Consider the following 26016-nt stretch of genomic DNA (forward strand, 5'->3'; position numbering starts at 1 on the left):
GCGAATCTCCAAATGGAACGACCGCTGCCCGAGCGTCGGATCAGCGGTCTTTCAACTGCGTGCGCGTGTCTGACGATGCGAGGCTCAGGTCTTCGGCAGCGTCACGCCGTGCTGCCCCTGGTACTTGCCCCCGCGATCCGCATAGGACGTCTCGCAAATTTCGTCGCTTTCGAAGAACAGAACCTGGGCCACGCCCTCGTTCGCATAAATCTTCGCAGGCAAAGGTGTCGTATTCGAGAATTCGAGCGTGACGTAGCCTTCCCATTCCGGCTCGAACGGCGTCACGTTCACGATGATTCCGCAGCGCGCGTAAGTCGACTTGCCGAGGCACACGGTCAGGCACGAGCGCGGAATGCGGAAATACTCGACGGTGCGTGCGAGCGCGAACGAATTCGGCGGAATGATGCAGACGTCGCCCTTGAAGTCCACGAACGACTTCTCGTCGAACGCTTTGGGATCGACGATGGTGGAATTGATGTTCGTGAAGATCTTGAATTCGTCGGCCACGCGGATGTCGTAGCCGTAGCTCGACGTTCCGTAGCTCACGATCTTGCGGCCGTCCTCGGCCACGCGCACCTGATCGCGCACGAACGGCTCGATCATCTTGTGCTCTTCGGCCATGCGCCGAATCCACTTGTCGGACTTGATGCTCATAGGAACGCTACCCAGCGTTGCAGCTTGCGATCGCGCGATCCGACCGCAGGCCTTCGGTGAAACGGCGCATGACCCGGCTGGGCCAGACGAAAGACGAATGATAAAAACGAAGCGCGTATTTTACGCGAATGAAGTGCGGCACGAAGCCGGCTGTCTGGCCGGCGCGCTCAGCGCCGGATGACGCCGCAGGCAAGCGCCGGACCTACGTTGTGCGGGCTCATCGTATAAGACTCCGTGGCTTCGCGATGCAGCATGATCGCGCGGGAGATAACCGAGCGCACGCCGTCGAGCGACACGTCCGTCGCGACGATGAAGCCCGTGGCCGTGCCATTGGCGTCCGCGTGAATGTTGCCAAGCTCGCCCTCGAGCCGCCCGCTCGGGCGTGCCCGTTCCCCGGGCAGCGCGAAGACCGGGCTTGCGTCGGCCCCGTTCACGGCGATGCAGTCGCCGCGTTCGTGCACCTGCAACGCGTGATCGCTGTTAGGCGGCATGTCGGTGATGCTGTAGGTGACCTGGACGCCGTCCGATCGCTCGATCAGCGTGATGGTGCCCCGCGCCGTGTTGCCGGGCGTGGGCTTCAGCGTGGCGTCCGCGAGTTTCTCGTGATTCTGGAAGATGATGCCGCAGCCGCTCAGCGCAATGCTGCATGCGGCCGTGGCGAACAAGGCGGCAAGCGCCCTCCCGTCGAATCTGTCTCTCATGCGATCCTCTTGGCGGCCCGCCGACGCCCCGTGCGTCCACGTTGCCGCGCTTCGAAGGCGACATGATACCGCGAGCCGCACCGCACAAGGCTCGCGAAAGACACGTCCAGACGACCGGCGTCAGGTGTTCTGCACGACGATGCTCGGGAACTTCGACGTCATGTCGCGCTGGCGCTCGGCAATCGAAATGGCGACGCGCCGGGCGATCGCGCGATACGTCTCGGCGATGCGGCTTTCCGGCTGCGACACGACCGTCGGCTGGCCCGCATCGGTGCGTTCGCGGATGGAGATATCGAGCGGCAACTGCCCGAGAATCTCGACGCCATATTCCTTCGCCATGCGCTCGCCGCCGCCCGCGCCGAAGATGTGCTCTTCGTGGCCGCAATTCGAGCACACATGCGTGCTCATGTTCTCGACGATGCCGAGAATCGGAATGCCGACCTTCTCGAACATCTTGAGGCCCTTCTTTGCGTCGAGCAGCGCGATGTCCTGCGGCGTCGTGACGATCACGGCGCCCGTCACCGGCACCTTCTGCGACAGCGTGAGCTGAATGTCGCCCGTTCCCGGCGGCATGTCGACGACGAGGTAATCGAGGTCCTTCCAGTTCGTCTGGCGCAGCAGTTGTTCGAGCGCGGACGTGACCATCGGGCCGCGCCAGACCATCGGGTTGTCCTGCTCGATCAGAAAGCCGATCGAGTTCGCCTGGATGCCGTGGCCGGTGAGCGGATTCATCGACTGGTTGTCCGGCGATTCGGGGCGGCCGGAAATGCCGAGCATCATCGGCAGCGAAGGGCCGTAGATGTCCGCGTCGAGCATGCCGACCGACGCGCCTTCCTGCGCAAGCGCGAGCGCGAGATTCGTCGCGGTCGTGCTCTTGCCGACGCCGCCCTTGCCCGACGCCACCGCGATGATGTTCTTGACGTTCGGCAACAACTTGACGCCGCGCTGCACCGCATGCGCGACGACTTGCGAGGTTACATCGACGGAAACGTCGGTCACGCCGGGCACCTGGCGCAGCGCATCGGCGACGAGGCTGCCGATCGCAGCGAACTGCGTCTTCGCCGGATAGCCCAGCACGACGCTCACCGCAACCTTGCCGCCTTCGATGGAAACGTTGCGGATGCTCTTCGTATCGACGAACTTGCGGTTGGTGTTCGGATCGGTCAGGGTGGCGAGTGCGGTGTCGATCCGCGCGCGGTCAATGCTCATTGAAACTCCAGGGAACGCTTGTTGCCAAATCGGCCGTCGCATTGCAACAAACTGAGGAAATTGAAAGTAATTGTTAACGCCGTTGCGCGCGAGTCGTCCTGCGCTGCACTATGCCGCTGCTGTTGCTATCCGGGGACGCATCGCACCGGGCGCACAGACGTGTTTCTCAATATTCCCGTTATTGTAGAGGCTCGTCCGAAAGCCCGTCCGAAGACCCTTTCGCATTGTCGGCGCGTGTCGCCGAAACGCTTTTGAATCAAAGGAGATCAAGATGAATACGAAGTTGTTGACCCGCCTGTCCGTTTTCGCCGTCGTCGGCGCACTCGTTGCCGGCTGCGCATCGCAGCAGGGTACCAATGCGGCCGTCGGCACGGGCGTCGGCGCGGCCACGGGCGCTGGCATCGGCGCGATTTTCGGCGGCGGCAAGGGCGCGGCAATCGGCGCGGCGACGGGTGCGGCGGTTGGCGGCATCACTGGCTACAACTGGCAGGCCATCCGCAACAAGATTTCCGGCGATTCGAAGGGCACCGGCACGCAAGTGACCGAGCAGCAAGACGGCTCGCTCAAGGTCAACATCCCGAACTCGATCTCGTTCGATACCAATAGCTACGCGATCAAGCCGTCGTTCGATCCGGTTCTTAACTCGGTCACGCAAACGTTGCAGCAGCATCCGGAACTGATCGCGAGCGTCGTCGGCCATACCGACAACACCGGCACGGCGGCTTACAACCAGACGCTGTCGCAGAACCGCGCGCAGAGCGTGGCTTCGTACATCTCGACGCACGGCGTTCCGGCGCAGCGTTTGTCGGCGCAGGGCATGGGCCAGAACCAGCCGATCGCCGACAATTCGACGGAAGCGGGCCGCGCGCAGAATCGTCGCGTGGAGATCTATCTGCGCGCGACCGCGCAGCCGGGTCAAGTGCAGTAAGTATCTGATATTGCAGGAGAATGGACGAGCGGGCGCGCTGAGGCGTCATCCGGTGGAAGGTGTCTCAAAAAAATTTGAAACTTGCCGGCGCGGCGCTTGTCTGTTGTTACGGTAGGTGGATGGCTGGACCATCGCCTGCCATTCTCCTCTTGTCGTTGTTGCTCCGGGGCCCCAATGGACCCCGGTTTTTTTTGTGCGGACGGTTTTGACACCGGGTCAGGCGACCGAGATGCTCAGCCGCTTGCCAAGCGTCAACAACGCCGCCTCGATTGCCTCCAGTTTCGACGAATGCCGCGGATCGAGCAGCCGATCCACCTGCGGCATATGCACGTTCAGCCTGCGTGCAAGCTCGGCCTTTCGCACACCCTGCCGGAGCATTTCGTTCGCCAGCAGCACCTTCGACACCACTAGCGCCGGCAGAATGACGACCGGCTGGCCTTTTTTCGGCTTGGAAGGCATCGGCAGTTCGCGCTTTTCGTCGAAGTAAATCTCGATCGCGCTTTGCAGCGCGTCGAGCGCGTTGAGAAGCGCCTCGTCTTCGTCGTCTCCGGCGGAAATGGCTTCCGGAATATCGGGGAAGGTGACAAGGTAACTGTTGTTCGTGTCGAGTTCCAGATTCACTGGATAAGACAGCATGACGGTAGATTCTCCAGAGAACATTGCGACTCCCGCTTATTTCAGTCCAAGTTGTTTCTTGATCTGTGCCACCAGTTTCGTGCCGATCTCCTTACTGCCGTGATCAGGGAAAATGGTGGTCCTGCCGTTCAGTGTCACGCGAAAGTGACTTCCTTTACCGGGCGAAAACATTGCGCCCTGCTCGCGCAGCCATCTGCGGAACTCGCTGTATTTCACGGTCTCTCCGTTGAGCGTTCGGAGAGAGAAACATACAACACCAATGTTGTATCATGCTAAGCGAAAAATGCAACTCAAATGTTGTATGTTGTAGTTGCAATCGGGCAGCGGTTTTGGCGCCCCGCAGTCCCTCCCCTGCCTTCCTCCCCCGCCCTGCTAAAATCGAAAGTCCGCTTTTTCCACAATCCGAAGCAATTCCCTCCAGGCCGCGCCTCTATGTCAGCACCGATTTCCGCCACTGCCGCCGCCGCGTCCGCCGCCACGAACGGCCGCCGCCAGATCCTCGTCACGTCCGCACTGCCGTATGCGAACGGTCAGATTCATATCGGCCACATGGTCGAGTACATTCAGACGGATATCTGGGTTCGGACGCTGCGAATGCATGGCCACGAGGTCTACTACGTCGGCGCGGACGATACTCACGGCACGCCGATCATGCTGCGCGCCGAGAAGGAAGGCATCACGCCCAAAGCGTTGATCGAGCGCGTCTGGAAAGAACACAAGCGCGATTTCGACAGCTTCGGCATTTCGTTCGACAACTACTATTCGACCGATGCCGAGGAAAACCGCGTCCTGTGCAATTCGATTTACAGCGCGCTTCAGGAAGCCGGCCTCATCGACGCACGCGACATCGAGCAGGCCTACGATCCGGTCAAGGAAATGTTCCTGCCGGACCGTTTCATCAAGGGCGAGTGCCCGAAGTGCGGCGCGAAAGACCAATACGGCGACAATTGCGAAGTCTGCGGCTCGACCTATCTACCGACCGAGCTGGTCAACCCGTACTCGGTCGTCTCGGGCGCGACGCCCATCCGCAAGACATCGACGCATTACTTCTTCCGCCTGTCCGACCCGCGCTGCGAAGATTTTCTGCGCGGCTGGGTCGGCGGTCTGGCGCAGCCGGAAGCGACCAACAAGATGCGCGAATGGCTCGGCGACAAGGGCGATGCCAAACTCGCCGACTGGGACATCTCGCGTGACGCGCCGTATTTCGGCTTCGAGATTCCCGGCGCGCCGGGCAAGTACTTTTACGTGTGGGTCGATGCCCCCGTCGGCTATTACGCGAGCTTCAAAAATCTGGCCGATCGCATCGGCGTCGATTTCGATGCGTGGGTCAAGCCGGATTCGACGGCCGAGCAGTATCACTTCATCGGCAAGGACATCCTGTATTTCCACACGCTCTTCTGGCCCGCGATGCTCCAGTTCTCCGGCCATCGCACGCCGACCAACGTGTTCGCGCACGGCTTCCTGACCGTGGACGGCGCGAAGATGTCGAAGTCGCGCGGCACGTTCATCACCGCGCAAAGCGTGATCGACACCGGGCTCAACCCGGAGTGGCTGCGCTATTACTTCGCGGCGAAGCTGAACAGCACGATGGAAGACATCGACCTGAACCTCGAGGACTTCCAGGCGCGCGTGAACAGCGATCTCGTCGGCAAGTACGTGAACATCGCGAGCCGCGCGGCGGGTTTCCTCATCAAGCGATTCGATGGCCGCGTGCAGGACAGCGCGATGCAGCATCCGCTGGTCGTGCAATTGCGCAGCGCAATCCCGCAGATCGCCGGATTCTATGAGTCGCGCGAATATGGCCGCGCGCTGCGCACGACGATGGAACTCGCCGACGCGGTGAACCACTACGTCGATTCCGCCAAGCCGTGGGAACAGGCGAAGGACCCGGCGAACGCGGTCGCGCTGCACGAAACCTGCAGCGTCAGCCTCGAAGCGTTCCGCCTGCTGTCGCTCGCGCTGAAGCCGGTGCTGCCGAAGCTGATCGAATCGGTCGAGGCGTTCCTCGGCATCGCGCCGCTCGTCTGGGCGGACGCGGACAAGCCGCTGTCGTCGGCGAACGCGGTCAACGCGTACAAGCACCTGACGACGCGCGTCGATCCGAAGCAGATCGAGGCGTTGCTGGCGGCGAATCGCGACTCGCTGCAAGCGGCGACGGACGCACCGGCAGCAGTGGCGAAGACCGCCGCAAAGAAGGACGCAAAGGTGGAAGCGAAGAGCGAAGAGTCCGGCGTCATTTCCATCGACGACTTCGCGAAGGTCGATCTGCGCATCGCGAAGATCGTCGATTGCAAGGCGGTCGAAGGTTCCGACAAGCTGCTGCAACTGACGCTCGACATCGGCGAGGAAAAGACGCGCAACGTGTTCTCGGGCATCAAGTCGGCGTATCAGCCGCAGGATCTGATCGGCAAGCTGACGGTGATGGTCGCCAATCTCGCGCCGCGCAAGATGAAGTTCGGCCTGTCGGAAGGCATGGTGCTCGCGGCCTCCGCCGCAAACGAGAAAGCCGAACCGGGCCTTTACATCCTCGAGCCGCACAGCGGTGCGAAGCCGGGCATGCGCGTGAAGTAAGGCGCATCGGCTGAAAAAGACAAAGGGCACGCGAAGTCTGCGTGCCCTTTTTCATTGCTGCATCGCGCCTTCAGTCACCCGACGAATCCGACTCCACCGCCGACGATGCCCCGAACGGCGCCGACACGCCCGACGCGCCCGATGCCGCCGATGGCTGCACCGCCGGCCCCGATGATGTCGACATCGATAGCAGGCGCGCCCACGAGTTGAAGCGCCGCGTGTACGACAGGTCGACGCCCTGATACGTGCCGCCATAGGCCGTCGCGGACCAGAACCGCGACAGCGCGAGCGTGGCCTTGACAGCGTTCTGCGCCGACTGCAAGCCCTGCTCGTAACCGAGCACGAGACGCTCGTTGATCGCCTTCGACAGCAGCACCACTTGCGGGTCCGTCAGCCCCACTTCGCTCGATCCGACCGTGAACTCATCCAGCCCCACCGTCTGCGCGATCTTCGCGCCACCGCGGCTGCCGAGCAGCGCGAGCGCGCTCGTCATCGCGCTTTGCTGGCCGACGTTGTTGCCCTGATCGGTGCCGTGGCCGAACAGCAGCCACGAGAGCTTTTCGTTGTCCGGCACGTTCGGCTCGGAGATCAGCTTCGCCACCGGCGACTGCACCGTGCCCGTCACCTGCACGCCCGCTTCGATTTCCTGATTGCGCCGCATCGCGAGAATATTGATGCCCGGATTCGCCACCGGTCCGTTGAAGGTGAAGAAACCGTTCTCGATGCCGAGCTTGCGCCCGAACGCCGTGTAGGTCGAACCGGGCGTCACGCGCACGTTGCCGACCGCGCGCAGCGGCATGTTCGGCGCGCTCGTCGCGGTGATGGTGCCCGCGAGCCCGAGGTCCGCGCCCGCGCCCTTGAAGCGGAAACGCTGGCCCAGATTGATGTCGATGTTCGCGCGCGGCGTGAACGGCCCGACCGGCTTCTCGGTCGCCGCGACGATCTGCTTGCCGTTTTCGCCCTTTACCGTGCCGTCGGGGCGCACGATCACGACATCGTCGCCGAGCGCGGGCGCGGAGCTTTCCGGCAAGTCGAAAAGCGCGTGATCGACGTTGAACTTGCCGTTGATAGCCATGCCGCCCTGCAATCCGGCATTCGCGATGCTCGCGCTGCCCGACAGCATCAGTTCGCGATCCGGCGAGGCGAACAGCTCCAGCTTGTCCGCGATGATGCTCGCCGTCAGATCCGGCTCCTGCTGATCGAGCCGCACCTTGCCGGTCGCGCGGAGCAGGCCGCTCGCGCCGTGGAACTCGACCTGCCGGAAATCGACGAGATTCTCGGACAGCGCAATGCGGATGATGCCGTCCTTCAACTGCACGCCCTGATCGACGACCGTCGCTGAAATAGCGTCGCCGGTCAGCGACCCCGACAGGCTCGGTTTCGCGACGATGCCCGCGATCGTCAGCTTCATCGCGAGTCTGCCGCCGAGCAGATAGTTCGCGCCGAGCAGGCCGCCGGTCGTGCGCAGTTCGGGCACGTTCGCGTCGATGCCCCCGGACAGCGGCGCTTCGTCGGCCACGGTCAGCATGCCGTCGCGCGGGACGAGCGTCGTGTGCACGTTGGCGTCGATCACGCCGATGCGGCTCGCCTGCGCGTGCAGCGTCGCGTTGAGGCGATTGTCGTTGGCGAAATCGGCGCGCGCGACGATGTCCGAGATGCCGAGCGCCGCGACCCCGCGTGTGCCGTCGATCGTCACATCGCCGCCGCGCCGCTTGATCTGCGCGTAGCCGCTGGCCGTCGTGCCGAGCGAAAAATCCCAGTTGCCGTCGAAGATGAGGTCGGTTCGAATCGACGATTCCTCGCCCGTCATCTGCCGCCGGACTTCGAGCATGCGCGGCACCGAAAGATTCGTGAGCGTGCCCGCCGACTGAATGCGCCCGCCTTCCAGCGCGAACGATTTGAGATTGAGCGCTGCGCCCTCCGCGACGAGCCGCGTTGCGCCGAGCACGATGCGCTTCGGCCCGTAACTCACCGACAGCGGCGATTCGAGGTTCACCGAAGGCGTGCCCTTGTTGGTGAGCTTCGTGATCGCGCCGTCCCAGTGCGGGCCATCGGCGGCGTCGGTGAACTTGCCGTTTGCGCCGAGCGTGAGGTTCACCGGCTGGCCCTGCACCTTGCCGGTAGCGGTGACGCCGAGCGTGTGCTGCATGCGCGTGCCGTTCAGATTCGCATCGAGCGTGGCGACTTCGATGCCCGATGTGCTCGCATCCCGCGCCTTCAGGGTGAACACGAGCGCGCCGTTCGCGCCGTCGCGGATGTCGGCGTGGCCTTCCGCGTGGCCGAGGCGGTTCGCGCCGAACACGACGCCATCGGCCTGATAGTTCGCCGCGATGTCCGGATGCGCGAGCGAACCGGTCAGATCGCCGTTCGCCTTCACCGTCCCCGCGATCCCGAAGCCGAGGCGCTCCAGTTGCGGCGCGTCGATGCGAAACCGCAGACGGTCGCCCGGCGCACCGAAACTGCCGTCCAGCTCGGCATCGTTGCCGGCCACCGACAGCTTCGCCGTGCTCGGCAGCACGCGCGTGCCGGCGATCTGCAGCGTGCCCGCGCCGGTGAGCGGCAGGTTGTCGTACATGCTGTCGTCCAGCTTGAACGTGGCCTTGGCCGTCAGCGTCGGCGCGAGGACGCCCGATGCGGCGAGTGTCCCGTTCACGCGCGCCTCGACCACGCGCGGAGGCGTCGCCGCTATTTTTGCAACGGGTTTCGACGCGGTTTTTTGCGCGATCAACTGCTGCTGAAGCAAGAGCGGGTTGAAGTCGACGAACTTCGCCTTCAGGTCGTAGCTCGAATGGACGTCCTTCTTGAGCACGCCGCTCGCCTCCACGCGGCCCTTGCCGACGGTCAGCTTTACGTCGTCGAGCGTGGTTTGTTTCGCGTCCAGCTTGATCCTGGCCTGCGCGCGGATGGCCGCTTTCGGATCGTTCAGGTCGACGGTCACGGACTGCGTGTCGCCCGCGAGAACGACGCCGATCGGCCCCGCGAAGTCGGTCGGACGCATGCTCGGTTCGATCGCGTTGAGATCGAGTTTCGCCACTTTCAGATCGAATCGTCCGTGGCCGCCCGAAATGGCGCCGCCGCCCGTAATGGCCGCGTCCTTCAACAGCCGCACGTTCAGATCGCCGATGCTTTGCGCCGATGCGTCGAGCCGCACGTTCGCGCGCGCGTCGATGAGCGGCAACAGCTTTTTGTCGATGGAACCCGGCTTCGCGTTGACGATCGACACCGGTCCGCTCACGGCGAACGTCTTCGCGCCTTCCACCGGCTTCACTTCGGCGCGCACGGCGAGATCGGCGGCGGGCGCGCCTGCGCTGAACGCCTGCGGGTTGATGTGGTCGGCGGTGACGATGGCGCGCTTCAGCGGCACATCGGCGAACGGCGTCGCTTCGACGTGCGCCTGGCCCGCGAGCTTCATGCCGCTGGCATCGACGTCCGCGATCAGGTCTTCGAGGGAGCCTGAGAGCCGCGCGCCGACCTGCACCGCCTCGTCGTTGACCTTGCCGGCGTAGGTCGCGTCGCCGGAGAGCGGGAACGGACGCGCGCCGCCGTCGAGTCTCGCCGCGGCCGTCACCGACCCGAACGGCGTCGTGAGCCGCTGGACGGCGGCCTCGTGATGCTGGCCGTCGCTGCGTCCGTTGAAGAGCAGGCCGGAGAATTCGGTCGTCGTCGCGCCCTGATGCAGCCGCAGCTTCGCGACGCTCAGATCGCGGACGGCAAGCTGAATCGGCAGACGCAGATCGCGCGGCAGTTCGGTCTTCTTGCTAGGCTCGTTCGATGGCGCGATGCGCGCGTCGATCGTCCCGATGTGCAGATAGTCGATGGTGAAGCGCAGCGGATCGCGCGTGAGCGCCCAGCGGCCCGAGACGCTATCGACGGCGATATCCGTGCCCTTGCCGTCCTTCCAGCGCACGTCGCGCAATTGCAGGCCGGTCGCGATCGCGCCGCCGTCGAGCTTGCCGGTGAGCCGCCCGCCGAGCAGCGAGGTCGCCGCGTCCCAGGCGTAGCGCGTGCCGCGATCGGTCGTCAGCGCGAACAGCACCGCGCCGAGCGCGAGCACCACGATCAGCACGACGGCGAGCACGAACGCGCCGATCCAGCGCAGCAAGCGCCGCTTGCCGCGCGGGCGTTGCGGCGTTTGGGGCGTTGGGGGCGCATCGCCGCCGGGGGGGGCGCCGTTGCTGTCGTTCGCCGGGTTGCCTGAGTCCGTCATGCCTTCTTTAGGTGAAAATATCGTCGATGCATCGCTCAGAAAGCGATGCCGAGCGTCAGATACGGCTTGATGCTCTTGTTCTTGAGTCCATACGCGACGTCCACGTTGACCGGGCCGACCGGGCTGCGCCATCGCGCGCCGACGCCCACGCCCGGCTGGAACACGCGCTCGCCCCAGGTATCGGTCGCGGTGCCGATGTCGAAGAACACCGCGCCGCCCCAGTCGTGCGTGAACCAGTGCTGATACTCGCTGCTGCCGGTCACCATGTACTTGGTCGGCAGGATCGAGCCCGACACGTTATGGCCAATGCTCAGATAACTGTAGCCGCGCACCGAGTTCGCGCCGCCCGCGCGAAACAGCAGCGACGCCGGCACGCCGCTCGACGGCCCGGTCGTGAACACGCCGCCGAACTCCGCGCGGAACACGAGAAGATCGTTGCGGCCGAGCGGCAGGTATTGCTGCATGTTGGTGTAGAGGCGCGCGAACGTCTGATCGGTCAACAGGCCCTTCACCGCGAAGCTGGCCTCGGCGCGAACCACGTTGCCGCGGCGCGGAAACAGCGGATCGTCGACGTCGCGGCGCACCCACGTCCACGCGGGCACGAGCGCGCGCGCCGTCGACGGATTCGGCTCGTTCTGCGTCAGGCGGTCGTCGTAGAACGTGAGCGAGTATGTCGTGTCGATGTTCTGCGTCGAGCGCGACCGCTGCACGCCGACGCGCGCGCTGTAGATGTTCGTGTCCGAGACATCGGTGATCGTGTAGGAGCCGAAGATCGCGTTGATCCAGCCGCGCGAATCCGGCGGCATCGCCAGTTGCACGCGGCCGTACTGCTGAGTCTGGTCGAGCCGGCCCGAGATGGTGAACGGATACGCCGCGCCGAACGTGTTCAGGTAGCTGTACGCGCCCTGGACGTGGAAACCGTTGTCCGTCGCGTAGCCGACGCCGTAGCGCACGCTGTGATACGGATACTCGCTGACCTTGACGTGCAGCGGCGTTTCGAGCGGCTTCGTGACGTCGTTGTCGGCGTCGATCGCGACGCTCGCGTAATACGGCGTGTTCTGCACTTGCCGCTGCAGTTCGTTCACGCGGGCGATGTCGTAGATGTCGCCTTCGTTGATCGGATTCACGTTCTCGATGATCTTCTGCGGATAGCGCTTGGTCCCGCTGATATCGAGCTTGCCGAAGGTGAAGGTCGGGCCGCTGTCGAACGTGACGGACAGATCGGCGATATGCGTGCGCGGATTGATCCGCGCCTGCGAGCGGACGATCCGCGCGCCCAGATAGCGGCGCGATCGCAGCGCCTTCAGCGCGGCGTTCTTCGCGTCGTCCCAGGCGCCCTGCGTGAAAGGATCGCCCTCTTTCATCGCGAACGCGAAACGCGCGGCGTTTTCCTGCTTGCGGTCTTCAGTCGTCACGGCGCCGGTGAACTTGAGGTCGACGGAGGCGACATTCGTCTGCGGACCCGGATCGACGCTGACCTTGACCGAGCGCTTGTCGTCGGCGGTCGTGACGTCGGTGCGGACGACCGGCGTGAAGTAGCCTTCGGTCGCGACGAGATCGCGCACGTCTTTCGGCGTGGCCGTGACGAGGAACTGGAACTGGTCGTCGCTGACATCGTCGCGTTTGGCGAAACGCGCGAGATCGAGATGATCTTTCAGCAGCTTCTTGACGTTGCGTGGCGCGTCGATGTCCACGTCGTACTTGGCGAAAGCGGGCGCGGCAACCGTCAGCAAGGCAAGCGCCGTCAGCACCGTCAGCGCCGCAGACGGGCGATCGCCGGCAGCCGGCGCGAGCGGCTTCATCGCGTGCACGAGCGGCTTCATTGAGTGCAGTTTCGCGGCCGCGCCGCGCACCGCACACACCAGATCAAACGAACGCCCCGCCAAACGCGACCTCCGGCATCGGAAAAACAAAATAGAAAGGCGAAAGCGGGTCCGCCATGCGGTTCTCGTGCGCAAATCGGCGCAGCACGGCGCGCGAGCGCTATTTCACCACACCGCCACGCCCCGCCGACGTAAAAATGCGGCAACGGCGCGCGAACCGTGCGCCGTTGGACGGCCCGGACCGCGCCCGGTTCCCGCCGATTAGCACGCGCATGCGCGAAATGCGCGGCCGCGAGCCGTCCGATATGCGCGACCCCGCCGATGCTTGCGGTAAAATCGCGGCGAACCTGCGGCCCGCCCTGCCCGCTCTGGCTCGCCGAATGCACGGCGACAAGGCACGGCGACATGGCACGGCGAATGCGCCACCATCCAACGAACCGCATCGAACCAACGGAAGCCGGATCATGTATCAGTCGGACATCACCCAATTCATCAATCAGTTGAAAACGCAGAAGCCGTCGCTCGAAGAAGAGCAGCGCCGCGGGCGCGCGCTCCTGTGGGACAAGCAGCCGATCGACCTCGACGAGCGCGACCGCCAGCAGACTTCGCGCGTGAAACAGACGCCTTACGTCTACTACCAGAACTTCTGAACGTGAGCGCCGGCCACGAGCCGCAACCGCCGCAGGCCGATTCGCGCGGCGACCCGCGCGACGACGCCCGGAAGTCCCGCGACGTGGCGCTCGCCGCCCCCGCGACCGATTCGACGCCCGACACGATCGACGGCGTCGCGTTCGCGCATCTCTACGGCGAGCCGCTCTGGAAGCTGCCGACCGATCTGTACATTCCGCCCGATGCGCTCGAAGTCTTTCTCGAAGCGTTCGAAGGCCCGCTCGACCTCTTGCTGTACCTGATCCGCAAGCAGAACTTCAACGTGCTCGACATTCCGATGGCGGATGTCACCGCGCAATATCTCGGCTATGTCGACCAGATTCGCGAGTCGAATCTCGAACTCGCGTCGGAATATCTGCTGATGGCGGCGATGCTGATCGAGATCAAGTCGCGCATGCTGCTGCCGGTCAAGAAAGCGGATACCGGCGAGGACGCCGAAGACCCGCGCGCCGAACTCGTGCGGCGTCTGCTCGAATACGAGCAGATGAAACTCGCGGCGCAGCGCATCGATCAGTTGCCGCAACTGGGCCGCGACTTCCTGCGGGCGGACGTGTATATCGAACAGTCGACGGAACAGCGCTTCCCCGACGTCGACATGAACGATCTGCGCGCCGCCTGGGCCGACGTCATCAAGCGCGCGAAGCTCGTGCAGCATCACAAGATTTCGCGCGAGGAACTGTCGGTGCGCGAGCACATGAGCGTGATCCTGCGCCGCCTGCAGAACGCGCGCTTCATGGAGTTCAGCGAACTGTTCGATACGGCTCGCGGCGTGCCGGTCGTCGTGGTGAACTTCATCGCCATGCTGGAGCTGTCGCGCGAATCGCTGATCGAAATCACGCAGGCCGAGCCTTATGCGCCGATCTACGTGAGACTGGCGTACTCTCCCGCCTAGAAGCCGCCCTTTCCTTACCTTCCCTTGGAGCGGCCGGTACGCCGCCGCCCGCCAGGAGACACCCGCTCGATGAAAGTCATCAGCTCCATTCACGAACTGCGCGACCAGTTGCGCGGTCAGAACCGCACCGCCTTCGTTCCGACGATGGGCAATCTCCACGAAGGCCATCTCTCGCTGATGCGTCTCGCGCGCCAGCACGGCGATCCGGTCGTCGCGAGCATCTTCGTCAACCGGCTGCAATTCGGTCCGAACGAAGACTTCGACAAGTACCCGCGCACGCTTCTCGACGACATCGAGAAGCTGCAAAGCGAGAACGTGTACGTACTCTTCGCGCCGACCGAAACCGACATGTACCCGGAGCCGCAGCAGTACCGCGTGCATCCGCCGCATAACCTCGGCGACATTCTCGAAGGCGAGTTCCGCCCCGGTTTCTTTCAGGGCGTGTGCACCGTCGTGATGAAGCTGATGTCGTGCGTGCAGCCGCGTGTCGCGGTGTTCGGCAAGAAGGACTATCAGCAGTTGATGATCGTGCGGCAGATGTGCCACCAGTTCGCGCTGCCGACGGAAATCATCGCTGCCGAGACCGTGCGCGACGAGGACGGCCTCGCGCTGTCGTCGCGCAATCGCTTCTTGTCGGCGGATGAGCGGGCGGAAGCGCCGCAACTCGCGCTGCAACTCAATCGCGTGCGTGAAGGCGTGCTGTCGGGTAATCGCGATATCGCCGCACTCGAGCGCGACGCGATGAACGCGCTCGCCGAACGAGGCTGGAAGCCCGATTACATCAGCGTGCGCAAACGCGTCGACCTGCTTGCGCCGGGCGAAGCGGATGCCAACGCGCCGCTCGTCGTGCTCGCTGCGGCGAAGCTCGGCGCCACGCGCCTCATCGACAATCTGGAAATCTGAAGGAAGTCTGCAACATGCAATGCACCATGCTCAAATCGAAGATTCATCGCGCGACGGTCACGCACTGCGAGCTGCATTACGAAGGCTCATGCGCCATCGACGAGGATCTGCTCGAAGCGGCGAATCTTCTGGAGAACGAGCAAATCGACATCTGGAACGTGAACAACGGCGAGCGCCTGACGACGTACGCAATCAAGGGCGAGCGCGGCAGCGGCATGATCTCGCTGAACGGATCGGCGGCGCGGCGCGCGCAACTGGGCGATCTGGTGATCATCGCGGCGTTCGCTTCGGTCGATGAGGAAGAGATCAAGGCGGGCTGGAAGCCGAACCTCGTGTTCGTGGATGGCGAGAACCGGATCAAGGGCAGCCGGGATCATGTCCCGACGCAGAACTGGACCTGATTCTCTCGATTGACGTGTAATGAAAGCCGGCGCTTCTCTTCGGGGAGCGCCGGTTTTTTATGGCGCGGCGTCCTTTGCTGCCGTAAAGGCGCAAAACGCTTGCCGCTATTTCTTCCCCGCCCAGTCGATGATCGGCTGCCACTGCTCCAGATCCTTCTCGACACGGCTTTTCGCCACGTCCCATAGCGTCAGGCCGTGCGCCGCGAGCTGCACATAATTCTGCGTGTCCCGCAGATATCCCAGCACCGGCAGATCGAGCCCTTCGACGAAACGATGCAGTTGATCCGCAGACCGCGTGCGCGCGTCCACGCGCATGCCGACCACCCCGATCTGAATCGCGCCCTTGCGCACCGCCTTTTCCTTCGCCAGCTTCGTCAGGAAGTCCTGCGTGGCGAGAATGTCGAACATCGACGGCTGTAGCGGCACGATCACCTTGTCGGCCAGTTGCAGCGCGAGCGCGAGCCGGTTGCCATGCACGCCGGCAGGTGTATCGACGACGGCTTTTTCCAGACCTTTCGGCGGCTTCGCGGGCGCGTCGACATCGACGCCCCACTCTTCGATCTTCGGTAGCGTATCGACCCGCAGCGACAGCCACGCATGGGCGGAGCGCTGCTTGTCGAGATCGGCGAGCGCGACCCATTCGCCGTTCGCCGCGAAGTGCCCTGCGAGATTGGTTGCGAGCGTGCTCTTGCCGACCCCGCCCTTTGGATTTGCCACCACGATCACGGTCATGAAATGTCCCGGAGTTTGTGCGGCGCGCGTCATTCCAGGAGAGCGCGCGCCGTTTCGTCGTTATAGAACGGATGCATGATTCGAGCCGTTGATATTATCGGCAAAAAGCGGTGCGCGCGGCACGCTGGCCGAACGGCCAATTGGGTCGCACGCGCTTTTCATCACACCTCGACGGATTACGCCCATGCCGCTTCGCCCCGATGTCACGCTCGATTTCCTGCGCAACCGCCAGAAAGGCCGCCTGCCCGATCTGCTCGGCGTGCAGCTTCTGTCCCTCGACGAAGGCGCGCTCGCCGGCGAACTCGTGATCCGGCCGGAACTGCTCGCGCCGAACGGCTTTCTGCACGCGGCGACGGTCGTCGGACTCGCGGATACGTGCTGCGGGTATGCGTGCATCGCGCATCTTCCCGAGAAGGCGCAGAACTTCACGACGCTCGAACTCAAGAGCAATCATGTGTCGACGGCGCGCGAAGGGAAGATCGTCGCAAAGGCGAGCGCCGTGCATCTCGGGCGCAGCACGCACGTCTGGGATGCGACGGTGACGAACGGCGACGGGAAGCTGATCGCGATGTTTCGGTGCACGCAGATGATTCTGTATTGACGCTCGCGCGTCTCAGCCAAACGCGCCCATCACCGCATCGAGATCGAGCGCCTGCGCGAACGCATCCGCCAGACGCTCGAGCGATGCCTCGCGCAGCGCCGGGTAATCGAGCGGCGCGGCATCTTCGACGCCCGCCCACGCGAGCAGCGCGGCGCACGCTTCGGGCGTGTCGAAAAGGCCGTGCAGATACGTCGCGGCAATTTGTCCATCGGATGAAATAGCGCCGTCGCCGCGCCCGTCATCGAGCATCACGGCGGGATTCGCCAGCGCCGCGCCGCTCGTGCGCCCCATGTGAATCTCGTAGCCGCGCACCGGCGCATCCGCCGCGCCGATCGCGAGCCGCCCCGTCACGTTCTCCAGTTGCTTGTGCGGCGTCAGCACCGTGTGCAGGTCTAGCAAACCCAGCGCGTCGACACACCCCGCCGCGCCTTCGACGCCATCCGGATCGTCGATCTCGCGCCCCAGCATCTGCATGCCGCCGCATATGCCGAGCACCTTACCGCCGTATCGCAGATGCCGCGCGATCGCACGATCCCAGCCGTGCTCGCGAAGCCACGCAAGATCGCGCTGCACGTTCTTCGATCCCGGCAGCACGATCAGGTCCGCCGGCGGCGGCGCGACGCCCCCGCGCACGTATTCGAAATCAACCTGAGGATGCGCCCGCAGCGCATCGAAGTCCGTGTGATTGCTGATGCGCGGCAAGGCCGGCACGATCACCTTCAGCGCCGGCCGCTCGCCGCGTGCGTGAACATCGCGCGGCAGCATGTCCTCGGCATCGAGTGTCAGGCCGTGCAGATATGGCAGCACGCCGAGCACCGGCTTGCCGGTCTGCGCTTCGAGCCAGTCGAGCCCCGGCTTCAGCAACGAGATATCGCCGCGAAACCGGTTGATCACGAAGCCCTTCACGCGCGCCCGCTCGCTCTCCGACAAACACGCCAGCGTGCCTACGAGATGCGCGAACACGCCGCCGCGATCGATATCGGCGACGAGCACGACCGGGCAATCGACGTGTTCCGCGAAACCCATGTTGGCAATATCGCGATCGCGCAGATTGATTTCGGCGGGACTGCCCGCGCCTTCGACGATGACCGCCTCGAACTCCGAGCGCAGCCGCGCATAGGACGCGAGCACGGCATCGAACGCGGTGAGCTTGTACGCGTGATACGCGCGGGCATCGAGATTGGCGTGCGCGTGGCCGTGGATGATGACCTGCGCGCCGCGATCGCTCGTCGGCTTGAGCAGCACCGGATTGAAGTCGATGCGCGCCGGCACGCCCGCCGCGATCGCCTGCAAGGCTTGCGCGCGGCCGATCTCGCCGCCATCGACCGTCACCGCGCTGTTGAGCGCCATGTTTTGCGGCTTGAACGGCGCGACCCTGACGCCGCCTCGCCGCGCCAGCCGGCACAGGCCCGCGACGAGCGTGCTCTTGCCGGCATCGGAGGTGGCGCCCTGAATCATCAGCGTGCCGCGTGGCGTGAATGGCATCGGGAAGTTCCTCGGAAGCGCAGCCCGCTATCTTATCCCGCCGCTACAATATTGCGATGACCTCCAACGTCCCTGTCGCCACGCCGCGCGATCTGACCTTCATCCTCGGCGGCGCCCGCTCGGGCAAGAGCGCCCATGCCGAACGCCTTGCCGCCGAAAGCGGCCTGCCCGTCGCCTATCTCGCGACCGCGTGCATCGGCGACGACGAGTTCGCCGAACGCGTGCGGCATCATCGCGAGCGGCGTCCCGCGCACTGGACGCTCGTGGAAGCGCCGCTCGATCTCGCGGGCGCGCTGCGTGAAGCGGATCGCGCGGGACAGTGCGTGCTGATCGATTGCCTCACGCTCTGGCTCGCCAATCTGCTGTGCCCGCCCGAATCCATGCACGATGAGCCCGCCACGCTTTCCCATCAAGCCACGCAAGCCTTCGATGCCTTCGACCGCGCATTGGCCGATGTGCGCGGCAAGGTCATCGTCGTCAGCAACGAAATCGGCCTCGGCGTCGTGCCGCTCGGCTCGGTGACGCGCCTCTATGTCGACGAACTCGGCCGCCTGAATCAGCGCGTCGCCGCCGCGAGCACGCGCGCGACCTTGATGGTTGCGGGCCTGCCGCTCGCGCTCAAGGGCTGACGCGATGCTGCTGCTCTCCGTCTATGCGATGGCGCTGCTCGCGGTGCTCGGCGTGATCGTCGATCGCGTGTTCGGCGAACCGCGCAGGCGTCATCCGCTCGTCGGCTTCGGCACGCTCGCGGCGAAGCTCGAAGCGCGCATGAACACCGGGCATCGCGCGCGGCCGGCGGGAATCGCCGCGTGGATCGCTGCGGTCGCGCCGCCGGTCGTCATCGCGTGGATGCTGGTGAGCGTGCTGCCGTTCTCGTACGCCTGCCTCGTCCACGTGCTGCTGCTGTGGTTCGCGCTCGGCGCGAAGAGCTTGCGCGAGCACATTGCGCCGATTGCCCGCGCGCTGAGTTTCGGCGATATCGACGGCGCGCGTGCGCTGACATCGCGCATCGTCTCGCGCGATACCTCGCACGCCGATGAAAACGCGCTGTCGCGTGCGGCTGTCGAATCGGCGTTGGAGAACGGCAACGATGCGATCTTCGGCGCGCTCTTCTGGTTCGCGGTGGCGGGCGGTCCCGGCGCGCTCGCGTTCCGTCTCGCCAACACGCTCGATGCAATGTGGGGCTATCGCACGCCGCGTTACCTGCGCTTCGGCTGGGCGGCCGCGCGCTTCGACGACGTGCTCAATTTCATTCCCGCGCGGCTCACGGCGGCGACCTACGCGCTCACCGGCGACACGCGCATGGCGTGGCATTGCTGGCGCACGCAGGCGCCCTCGTGGGACAGCCCGAACGCGGGCCCGGTGATGGCCGCGGGCGCGGGCAGTCTGAACGTGCTGATCGGCGGCGCGGCGGTGTATCACGGCGTGCTGGAAGCGCGGCCGACGCTCGGCGCGGGCCACGATGCCACGCCGCGCGATGTGGTGGCCGCGCTGCGGCTCGTCGATCGCTCGATGATGCTGTGGCTCGCGGTGCTGCTCATTCTTGCGGTTTTCAGTGTGACGACGAATGGCTGATCCGATTCTCCACGGCGGCAATCTGCGCGAAGCCGCGCACCGCTACGCAATTCCACTCGACGACTGGCTCGACCTGTCGACGGGCATCAATCCGCGCGGATATCCCGTGCCGCCCGTGCCGCCCGACGCCTGGCGGCGCCTGCCCGAAGACGACGACGGCCTCGCCGACTCAGCCGCCCGCTACTACGGCGCACCGCTCGCACTGCCGGTGGCCGGATCGCAGGCGGCGATTCGCGCGTTGCCGCTCCTGCTGAAGCGCGGCGTCGCGGGCGTCGCGCCGCTGGCTTACGGCGAATACGCGCCGGCGTTCGCGCGCGCGGGCCATTCGATCGAAACGCTCGACACTGCAAGCGGCGAATTGCCGGCCACGCTCGATCACGTCATCATCGGGAATCCGAACAATCCGACTGCCGAGCGCCTTTCGCGCGAGACGCTGATGCGCTGGCACGCGCAACTCGCCTCGCGTGGCGGCACGCTGATCGTCGATGAAGCGTTCGCCGACGCGGACCCGGATGCATCGCTTGCCGCCGAGACGGCGCGCGGCGGGCTCGTCGTGCTGCGCTCGGTCGGCAAGTTCTTCGGGCTGGCGGGCATACGCGCGGGCTTCGTGCTCGCCGCGCCCGCCGTCACCGATGCATTGCGCGATGCGCTCGGCGCGTGGACGGTCGGCGGCCCCGCGCGGCACGCGACGATGGCCGCGTTTGCCGATCAAGCGTGGCAGCAGGATACGCGCGAGCGGCTGCGGCGCGATGGCGCGCGCCTTGCCGCACTCATCGCACGTCATGGCTTCGACGTGCGGGCCACGCCGCTCTTCACGTGGACGCCGACGCCGCGTGCGCCTTCGCTGCAACATGAGCTGGCGATGCGCGGTATGTGGACGCGCCTTTTTGATCGGCCGGGCATGACGACGAGCCTGCGCATCGGCTTGCCGGGAAGCGAAGGCGACTGGGCGCGGCTCGAACGCGCACTCGCGGAGATCGGCGCATGAGGTTGGTCGCGCTCTTCGCCCTGTTCATCGCGATGCACGCCCGCGCCGCGATCACCGTCACCGACGACACCGGCGCGCCCGTCACGCTGCCCGCCCCGGCGACGCGGGTCGTAAGCCTCGCGCCGCACCTCACCGAGTTGCTGTTCGCGGCGGGCGGCGGCGGGCGCATCGTCGGTACGGTGAGTTACAGCGATTACCCGAACGAAGCGCAAGCGATACCGCGTGTCGGCGACAACAAGGCGCTCGATCTCGAACGCATCGTCGCGCTGCATCCGGACCTGATCGTCGTATGGCGGCACGGCAACGCCGCGCGTCAGATGGATCGCCTGAAGGCGCTCGGCATTCCGCTCTATTACAGCGAGCCGAAGCGTCTCGAGGATATCGCCGCGAGCATCGACAAATTCGGCGGGTTGCTCGGCACGCAGGAGCGTGCGCGCGCGGCATCGACGGCATTCACGCGCGATATCGCGCAACTGCGCGGCAAGTACGCCGCGTTGCCGCCGGTGCGCGTGTTCTATCAGGTCTGGGACGATCCGCTGATGACGCTCAATCGCGACAACGTGTTCAGCGAAGTCATCGGCGTGTGCGGCGGCGTGAACGTGTTCGCAGCCGAAGCGCCGCGCGTGCCGACGATATCGACGGAAGCCGTGCTCGCGGCCAATCCCGAAGCGATCGTGACCGCGACGCCCGGCGCAACGAAGCCGGATCGCGCGCTGCCGGCGCTCGACCGGTGGAAGCGATGGACATCGATGACCGCGGTCGCGCGCGGCAATCTGTTCGGCATCGATGGCGATGTCATCAACCGGCCGACGCCGCGCATCGCGATCGGAGCGGCCGAGTTATGTCGCGATCTGGATGTGGCGCGGGCGAAGCGATAAGCGCGACTTACGCGTTCCACCGCACGACGACCCATCGCTCACCCGCCCGACGAAGCCAGACGATCCCTTCGAAATCGATTGCCCACTGCAACACGCTCGCATAGTCGAGCCGAAGCAGACGCGCCGCCAGCACCCGCATCACGCCGGCGTGCGCGACGACATGCATCGCGGACGAAGCATCGGCGGATGCCTCGTCGAACCAGGCGAACACGCGGGCGCTGAACTGAGCGAGACTCTCGCCGCCATGCGGACGCGCGTGCTCGATGTCAACGGCCCACGCATCGATCAGCGCGCGATCGATGTCATCCCACGCGCAGCCTTCCCACGCGCCGAAGTGCATCTCGGAAAGCCGCGCATCGATGCGAGCAGTCCCGAGCGCATCCGCGAGCGATGCACAGCGGCGCAAAGGACTCGAATGCCATCCGTCGACGCAATCGGGCACGTGCAGCGCACGCATCCTCGCGAGCACGTCACGCGCCGATTCGCGCGCATCGCGAACAAGCGGCGCATCGGTCTGGCCGTAGCACACGCCCGCATCAATTGCGACAGCGGGATGACGTATCAGTACGAGATCCATGCCAGTCCGGTGAGATAGATCGCAAGCTCGAACACCTGCTGCGCGCAGCCGAGGCAATCGCCCGTATAACCGCCGATGCGCCGCACGAAGTAGCGCCCCGCGATGAAACGCAGCGACGCAAGCACGACAAGCGTCACGCAGGCGAAGCGCCAGCCCATCCATAGAAGCCACGGCAAGCCGAACGCCAGTGCAAGCGCGAGCGACATGACGCTCATGCGCTGCGCGACCGGCTTCGCCTTGCCTTCGGCGCGCACGTAATCGAGCGTGACGAGATAGCTGATCGCGAACGCGCGGCTCGCGGCGTGCGCGGCGATCATCAGCATTGCGGCGCGCATCGGCGGCAACGCGGCCAGCGTCTGCCACTTGAGCGCCAGCGCGATCACGAGCGCAATCGCCCCGAATGCGCCGATGCGCGAATCGTGCATGATGCGCAGCACGTCGTCGCGCGTATAGCCGCCGCCGAAGGCATCGGCGCAATCGGCGAGGCCGTCTTCGTGGAACGCGCCGGTCAGCACGAGCGTCGCGGTCATCGACAGCAAGACGGCCACGCCCGCCGGAAACACGCATAGCGCCGCGAGGTAGACGAGCGCCGCGACCCCGCCGACCATCGCGCCGACGAGCGGAAAGTAGCGCGCCGCCGCGTTCAGATACTCGCGCTCGAAGCCGACCCAGCGCGGCACCGGCACGCGCGTGAAGTAGCCGAGCGCGGTGAAGAAGTAACGCAGCTCGTCGAGCGGACGGCTCATGGCTGCGCGTCTTGCTTGTTCGATACGCCCGCCGAATCGAAGCTCGCCATCTCGTCGACGAACGCGACGGCCGCGCGCAAAAGCGGCAACGCGAGCGCCGCGCCCGTGCCTTCGCCAAGACGCAAGTCGAGTTGCAGCAGCGGCGCGGCGTCGAAGTGCGCCAGCATGCGCCGATGCCCCGCTTCGTTCGACGCATGCGCGAACACGCAGTAATCGAGCACGTCCGGCGCGATCTTCGATGCGACCAGCAACGCCGAACTCGCGATGAAGCCATCGACGAGCACCGTCATGCGCGCCTCGGCTGCGGCGAGGTACGCGCCCGTCATCATCGCGATCTCGAAGCCGCCGAACGTGGCGAGCGTATCGATCGCATCGCCGCCCGACGCATGCGTCGCGAGCGCGCGGGCCAGCACGTCGCGCTTGTGCGCGAGCCCGCGATCGTCGAGGCCGGTGCCGCGTCCGACACATTCGTCGATCGGCAATGCGCACAGGCGGCTCATCAGGCACGCCGCCGCCGATGTATTCGCGATCCCCATCTCGCCGAAGCCGATCACGTTCGTGCCGAGCGACGCGTGATGCCGCACGCGCGCCGCGCCCCGCGCGATGGCTTCGAGCGCCGTGTCGCGCGACATCGCCGCTTCATGCGCGAAGTTGCGCGTGCCGAGGCCGAGCGACAAACGCTCGTAACCGTGATCGATGGGTATCGGCGTCGCGACGCCCGCATCGACGATTTCGAGCGCCATGCCGACGGAACGCGACAACGCGTTGATCGCCGCGCCTCCGCTCAGAAAATTCGCGACCATCTGCGCCGTCACTTCCTGCGGATACGGACTCACGCCTTCAGCGGCGATGCCGTGATCGCCCGCGAACACGATCATCGCGGGACGGTCGATGCGCGGCTTCGTCGTGCGCTGTATCAGGCCCATTTGCAGCGCGAGCGGTTCAAGCCGCCCGAGGCTGCCCGGCGGCTTCGTCTTCATGTCGATGATGCGGCGCAGTTCGGGTTCGATGGCGCGATCGAGCGCGCGAGGCATCGGAATGGACATGGGCGATTCCTTGGTCATGAGGGGAAGCGAGGCACGAGCGCTTCATGCTCGCCATCGCGGATGAGCGCGAGCGGATAACCGAACGCGGCGCTCGCACGCTCGGCCGTGAGCACATCGGCGACGAGGCCGCCCTGCGCGCCGCCTTGGCCGTCGAGCAATAACGCATGCGTGGCAAAGCGGCGAGCGAGGTTCAGGTCGTGACACGAGAGCACGACCGCGCGGCGTTCATCGCGTGCCGCTTTCACGAGCGCATTCAGGCAGTCGATCTGATGATGCAGGTCGAGATGCGCGAGCGGTTCGTCGAGCAAGAGCAGCGGCGCGTTCTGGCACAGCACGGCGGCAAGCGCCACGCGTTGCCGTTCGCCGCCCGAGAGCGTCAGCACGTCGCGGGTTGCGAACGCGGCAAGGCCCAGCGCATCGAGCGCGGCGTGCGCGGCGGCGCGGTCGTCGTCGCTTTCCCAGCCCCAGCCGGTGAGATAAGGGAAGCGGTTGAGCAGCACGGTGTCGAGCACGGTCGCGCTGAAGGCGTCGTGCGTGCTCTGCGGCATCAGCGCGCGCCGGCGGGCAAGGTCCGCCGCGCGCCATTGCGCGAGCGCGCGGCCATCGAGCGATACGACGCCCGCCGCCGGTTTCGCGAGGCCCGCGAGGACGCCGATGAGCGTCGTCTTGCCCGCGCCGTTCGGCCCGGCGATGCACCACACTTCGCCCGCCGCGATGGTCGCGCTCAGGCCATCGACCAAGGTGCGGTCGCCGGCGCGCAGCGTGAGCGTGTCGATATGAAGTGTGTTCATCGCGGGCGGCGCAACAGCATCCACAGGAACATCGGCACGCCGACGAGCGCCGTCACGACGCCGACCGGCAACTGCCCCGGCGCGATGATCGTGCGCGCGGCGAGATCGGCGCTCATCACGGCGAGCCCGCCCGCGAGCGGCGCGGCCGGCACGAGCATGCGCTGATCGTTGCCGAAGGCGAGCCGCAGCAGATGCGGCACGACCAGCCCGACGAAGCCGATGGTCCCCGCCGTCGTCACCGCAGCCGCCGCCGCCAGCGACGCGACGAGATAGACGCGCAGGCGCAACCGTTCGACCGGCACGCCGAGCGCCCGCGCGGCGGCATCGCCGCGCAAGAGCACGTTCAGCTGCGGCGCGACGGGCGCGATCACGGCAAGCGCCACGCCCAGCGCAATCATCGCGGGCCAGGGAGTCGCTGCGCCGTTGAGGTCGCCGGTGAGCCAGAAGAGCATGCCGCGCAGCCGGTTCTCCGGCGCGATGCTGAGTATCAGCGTGATAAGCGCGCCCCATCCCGCCGCGATCACGACGCCCGTCAGCAAAAGCCTCGGCGATGCCTCCTGCTCCCCATGCCACACGTGCCTGCGAGCAAGGCCGAGCACCAGCACGATCGACACGAACGCGCCGATGCACGCGGCGAGATCGACGCCCCACCACGGCATCGACGCTAGCATCGCGGCCAGCGCGAACGCCGCCGCGCCGCCGGATACGCCGAGCACGTACGGCTCCGCGAGCGGATTGCGCAGCAGCACTTGCAGCAGCGCGCCGGCGAGCGCGAGCAGCGCACCCGACGCAAACCCCGCCAAGGCGCGCGGCAAACGCAAGGTGAGCACGATGTCATCGGCGATATCGGGCGTGGCCGAACGGGCATGCAGCAGCGCGGCGATCGCACGCGACATCGGCAGATTGACGCTGCCGAGCGCAAGCGATGCCGCGAGCGCGGCGAGCGCCATCGCGCCGAGCGCGAGCCAGATCAAGACGGCGCGGCTAGCGTTCATCGTTCACC

25 protein-coding genes are annotated in these 26016 nt (G+C 65.6%); 11 read left to right on the forward strand and 14 right to left on the reverse strand.

Features of this window, described 5'->3' with window-relative positions; translation table 11 throughout:
• Positions 1-84: 84 nt before the first annotated feature.
• The 3 genes from dcd to apbC form a co-directional block, all read right to left on the reverse strand.
• Positions 85-654, reverse strand: coding sequence for a dCTP deaminase (gene dcd, locus AB6804_RS03585; protein WP_014190693.1), 570 nt, complete (start codon positions 652-654; stop codon positions 85-87).
• 167 nt (positions 655-821) lie between these two features.
• Entirely contained in the window at positions 822-1355 is a 534-nt protein-coding gene (locus tag AB6804_RS03590) for a superoxide dismutase family protein (RefSeq protein WP_370885248.1), read from the reverse strand.
• Between the two features lie 120 nt (positions 1356-1475).
• The gene (apbC, locus tag AB6804_RS03595) at positions 1476-2564 is read right to left on the reverse strand and encodes an iron-sulfur cluster carrier protein ApbC (RefSeq protein ID WP_370885249.1); all 1089 of its coding nucleotides are present in this window, start codon (positions 2562-2564) and stop codon (positions 1476-1478) included.
• A 271-nt stretch (positions 2565-2835) separates the two neighbouring features.
• On the opposite strand from apbC, the gene AB6804_RS03600 reads away from it, so the two are divergent.
• Positions 2836-3492, forward strand: a complete 657-nt coding sequence (locus AB6804_RS03600; RefSeq protein ID WP_035961071.1) for an OmpA family protein — start codon at positions 2836-2838, stop codon at positions 3490-3492.
• 216 nt (positions 3493-3708) lie between these two features.
• On the opposite strand, the gene AB6804_RS03605 is transcribed toward AB6804_RS03600, so the two are convergent.
• Positions 3709-4128 carry a type II toxin-antitoxin system HicB family antitoxin gene (locus tag AB6804_RS03605; protein WP_370885250.1) on the reverse strand — a complete coding sequence of 140 codons (420 nt, stop codon included), beginning with the start codon at positions 4126-4128 and terminating at the stop codon, positions 3709-3711.
• A gap of 36 nt (positions 4129-4164) precedes the next feature.
• On the reverse strand, positions 4165-4344 hold the full coding sequence (locus AB6804_RS03610) for a type II toxin-antitoxin system HicA family toxin (RefSeq protein WP_370885251.1): 180 nt from the start codon (positions 4342-4344) through the stop codon (positions 4165-4167).
• 216 nt (positions 4345-4560) lie between these two features.
• On the opposite strand from AB6804_RS03610, the gene metG reads away from it, so the two are divergent.
• A complete protein-coding gene (gene metG / locus AB6804_RS03615; RefSeq protein ID WP_370885252.1) occupies positions 4561-6699 on the forward strand; it encodes a methionine--tRNA ligase in 2139 nt (712 codons plus the stop codon).
• Between the two features lie 70 nt (positions 6700-6769).
• Here metG and AB6804_RS03620 read toward each other — a convergent pair whose 3' ends face one another.
• Both AB6804_RS03620 and AB6804_RS03625 read right to left on the reverse strand, forming a co-directional pair.
• Positions 6770-10906, reverse strand: a complete 4137-nt coding sequence (locus AB6804_RS03620; protein ID WP_370885253.1) for a translocation/assembly module TamB domain-containing protein — start codon at positions 10904-10906, stop codon at positions 6770-6772.
• A 35-nt stretch (positions 10907-10941) separates the two neighbouring features.
• A complete protein-coding gene (locus AB6804_RS03625; protein ID WP_370885254.1) occupies positions 10942-12792 on the reverse strand; it encodes an autotransporter assembly complex family protein in 1851 nt (616 codons plus the stop codon).
• Positions 12793-13190: 398 nt separating this feature from the next.
• On the opposite strand from AB6804_RS03625, the gene AB6804_RS03630 reads away from it, so the two are divergent.
• From AB6804_RS03630 to panD, 4 genes are all read left to right on the forward strand, one after another.
• Positions 13191-13379, forward strand: coding sequence for a DUF3460 family protein (locus AB6804_RS03630; RefSeq protein WP_174447191.1), 189 nt, complete (start codon positions 13191-13193; stop codon positions 13377-13379).
• 83 nt (positions 13380-13462) lie between these two features.
• On the forward strand, positions 13463-14290 hold the full coding sequence (locus AB6804_RS03635) for a ScpA family protein (protein ID WP_035961065.1): 828 nt from the start codon (positions 13463-13465) through the stop codon (positions 14288-14290).
• 69 nt (positions 14291-14359) lie between these two features.
• Positions 14360-15193, forward strand: a complete 834-nt coding sequence (panC, locus tag AB6804_RS03640; RefSeq protein ID WP_035960544.1) for a pantoate--beta-alanine ligase — start codon at positions 14360-14362, stop codon at positions 15191-15193.
• A gap of 14 nt (positions 15194-15207) precedes the next feature.
• Entirely contained in the window at positions 15208-15594 is a 387-nt protein-coding gene (panD, locus tag AB6804_RS03645; protein ID WP_370885255.1) for an aspartate 1-decarboxylase, read from the forward strand.
• Positions 15595-15699: 105 nt separating this feature from the next.
• On the opposite strand, the gene AB6804_RS03650 is transcribed toward panD, so the two are convergent.
• Positions 15700-16326, reverse strand: coding sequence for a ParA family protein (locus tag AB6804_RS03650; RefSeq protein ID WP_035961063.1), 627 nt, complete (start codon positions 16324-16326; stop codon positions 15700-15702).
• A 184-nt stretch (positions 16327-16510) separates the two neighbouring features.
• Between AB6804_RS03650 and AB6804_RS03655 the strand changes: the two genes are divergently transcribed.
• Positions 16511-16927, forward strand: a complete 417-nt coding sequence (locus AB6804_RS03655) for a PaaI family thioesterase (protein WP_035960541.1) — start codon at positions 16511-16513, stop codon at positions 16925-16927.
• A gap of 12 nt (positions 16928-16939) precedes the next feature.
• Here AB6804_RS03655 and AB6804_RS03660 read toward each other — a convergent pair whose 3' ends face one another.
• Positions 16940-18412: a cobyric acid synthase gene (locus AB6804_RS03660; protein WP_370885256.1), complete on the reverse strand. Its 1473-nt coding sequence runs from the start codon at positions 18410-18412 to the stop codon at positions 16940-16942.
• Between the two features lie 56 nt (positions 18413-18468).
• Here AB6804_RS03660 and cobU point away from each other — a divergent pair, with 56 nt between their 5' ends.
• Genes cobU through AB6804_RS03680 form a run of 4 tightly spaced genes read left to right on the forward strand, consistent with a single transcriptional unit; the run spans position 18469 to position 21853 of the window.
• Complete coding sequence (gene cobU, locus AB6804_RS03665) at positions 18469-19041, forward strand: bifunctional adenosylcobinamide kinase/adenosylcobinamide-phosphate guanylyltransferase (RefSeq protein WP_370885257.1); 573 nt, start codon at positions 18469-18471, stop codon at positions 19039-19041.
• Positions 19042-19045: 4 nt separating this feature from the next.
• A complete protein-coding gene (gene cbiB / locus AB6804_RS03670) occupies positions 19046-19987 on the forward strand; it encodes an adenosylcobinamide-phosphate synthase CbiB (RefSeq protein ID WP_370885258.1) in 942 nt (313 codons plus the stop codon).
• A complete protein-coding gene (gene cobD / locus AB6804_RS03675; RefSeq protein WP_370885259.1) occupies positions 19980-20975 on the forward strand; it encodes a threonine-phosphate decarboxylase CobD in 996 nt (331 codons plus the stop codon). The genes cbiB and cobD overlap by 8 nt, the downstream gene beginning before the upstream one ends.
• Positions 20972-21853 carry a cobalamin-binding protein gene (locus AB6804_RS03680; RefSeq protein WP_370885260.1) on the forward strand — a complete coding sequence of 294 codons (882 nt, stop codon included), beginning with the start codon at positions 20972-20974 and terminating at the stop codon, positions 21851-21853. Before cobD ends, AB6804_RS03680 begins: the two co-directional genes overlap by 4 nt.
• Before the next feature lie 7 nt (positions 21854-21860).
• Here AB6804_RS03680 and cobC read toward each other — a convergent pair whose 3' ends face one another.
• From cobC to AB6804_RS03705, 5 genes are read right to left on the reverse strand one after another with little or no spacing between them, the layout of a single operon-like run.
• Positions 21861-22430 (reverse strand): alpha-ribazole phosphatase family protein, encoded by a 570-nt coding sequence (gene cobC, locus AB6804_RS03685; protein WP_370885261.1) that lies wholly within the window; start codon positions 22428-22430, stop codon positions 21861-21863.
• On the reverse strand, positions 22415-23176 hold the full coding sequence (locus AB6804_RS03690) for an adenosylcobinamide-GDP ribazoletransferase (RefSeq protein ID WP_370885262.1): 762 nt from the start codon (positions 23174-23176) through the stop codon (positions 22415-22417). The genes cobC and AB6804_RS03690 overlap by 16 nt, the downstream gene beginning before the upstream one ends.
• Complete coding sequence (gene cobT / locus AB6804_RS03695; protein WP_370885263.1) at positions 23173-24222, reverse strand: nicotinate-nucleotide--dimethylbenzimidazole phosphoribosyltransferase; 1050 nt, start codon at positions 24220-24222, stop codon at positions 23173-23175. Before cobT ends, AB6804_RS03690 begins: the two co-directional genes overlap by 4 nt.
• 14 nt (positions 24223-24236) lie before the next feature.
• Entirely contained in the window at positions 24237-25013 is a 777-nt protein-coding gene (locus AB6804_RS03700; RefSeq protein WP_370885264.1) for an ABC transporter ATP-binding protein, read from the reverse strand.
• Positions 25010-26008 carry a FecCD family ABC transporter permease gene (locus AB6804_RS03705; protein ID WP_370885265.1) on the reverse strand — a complete coding sequence of 333 codons (999 nt, stop codon included), beginning with the start codon at positions 26006-26008 and terminating at the stop codon, positions 25010-25012. The genes AB6804_RS03700 and AB6804_RS03705 overlap by 4 nt, the downstream gene beginning before the upstream one ends.
• Positions 26009-26016 lie beyond the last annotated feature (8 nt).

Source organism: Caballeronia sp. RCC_10 (genome assembly GCF_041360715.1).
GTDB lineage: Bacteria > Pseudomonadota > Gammaproteobacteria > Burkholderiales > Burkholderiaceae > Caballeronia > Caballeronia grimmiae.

Coding starts and splice junctions, on each gene's coding strand:
- AB6804_RS03705 (WP_370885265.1), bottom strand. CDS start 26,008: ATGAACGCTAGCCGCGCCGTCTTGATCTGGCTCGCGCTCGGCGCGATG.
- AB6804_RS03690 (WP_370885262.1), bottom strand. CDS start 23,176: ATGAGCCGTCCGCTCGACGAGCTGCGTTACTTCTTCACCGCGCTCGGC.
- panC (WP_035960544.1), top strand. CDS start 14,360: ATGAAAGTCATCAGCTCCATTCACGAACTGCGCGACCAGTTGCGCGGT.
- AB6804_RS03600 (WP_035961071.1), top strand. CDS start 2,836: ATGAATACGAAGTTGTTGACCCGCCTGTCCGTTTTCGCCGTCGTCGGC.
- panD (WP_370885255.1), top strand. CDS start 15,208: ATGCAATGCACCATGCTCAAATCGAAGATTCATCGCGCGACGGTCACG.
- AB6804_RS03605 (WP_370885250.1), bottom strand. CDS start 4,128: ATGCTGTCTTATCCAGTGAATCTGGAACTCGACACGAACAACAGTTAC.
- AB6804_RS03700 (WP_370885264.1), bottom strand. CDS start 25,013: ATGAACACACTTCATATCGACACGCTCACGCTGCGCGCCGGCGACCGC.
- cobU (WP_370885257.1), top strand. CDS start 18,469: ATGACCTCCAACGTCCCTGTCGCCACGCCGCGCGATCTGACCTTCATC.
- cbiB (WP_370885258.1), top strand. CDS start 19,046: ATGCTGCTGCTCTCCGTCTATGCGATGGCGCTGCTCGCGGTGCTCGGC.
- AB6804_RS03650 (WP_035961063.1), bottom strand. CDS start 16,326: ATGACCGTGATCGTGGTGGCAAATCCAAAGGGCGGGGTCGGCAAGAGC.
- cobD (WP_370885259.1), top strand. CDS start 19,980: ATGGCTGATCCGATTCTCCACGGCGGCAATCTGCGCGAAGCCGCGCAC.
- apbC (WP_370885249.1), bottom strand. CDS start 2,564: ATGAGCATTGACCGCGCGCGGATCGACACCGCACTCGCCACCCTGACC.
- cobT (WP_370885263.1), bottom strand. CDS start 24,222: ATGTCCATTCCGATGCCTCGCGCGCTCGATCGCGCCATCGAACCCGAA.
- cobC (WP_370885261.1), bottom strand. CDS start 22,430: ATGGATCTCGTACTGATACGTCATCCCGCTGTCGCAATTGATGCGGGC.
- metG (WP_370885252.1), top strand. CDS start 4,561: ATGTCAGCACCGATTTCCGCCACTGCCGCCGCCGCGTCCGCCGCCACG.
- AB6804_RS03655 (WP_035960541.1), top strand. CDS start 16,511: ATGCCGCTTCGCCCCGATGTCACGCTCGATTTCCTGCGCAACCGCCAG.
- dcd (WP_014190693.1), bottom strand. CDS start 654: ATGAGCATCAAGTCCGACAAGTGGATTCGGCGCATGGCCGAAGAGCAC.
- AB6804_RS03620 (WP_370885253.1), bottom strand. CDS start 10,906: ATGACGGACTCAGGCAACCCGGCGAACGACAGCAACGGCGCCCCCCCC.
- AB6804_RS03680 (WP_370885260.1), top strand. CDS start 20,972: ATGAGGTTGGTCGCGCTCTTCGCCCTGTTCATCGCGATGCACGCCCGC.
- AB6804_RS03590 (WP_370885248.1), bottom strand. CDS start 1,355: ATGAGAGACAGATTCGACGGGAGGGCGCTTGCCGCCTTGTTCGCCACG.
- AB6804_RS03660 (WP_370885256.1), bottom strand. CDS start 18,412: ATGCCATTCACGCCACGCGGCACGCTGATGATTCAGGGCGCCACCTCC.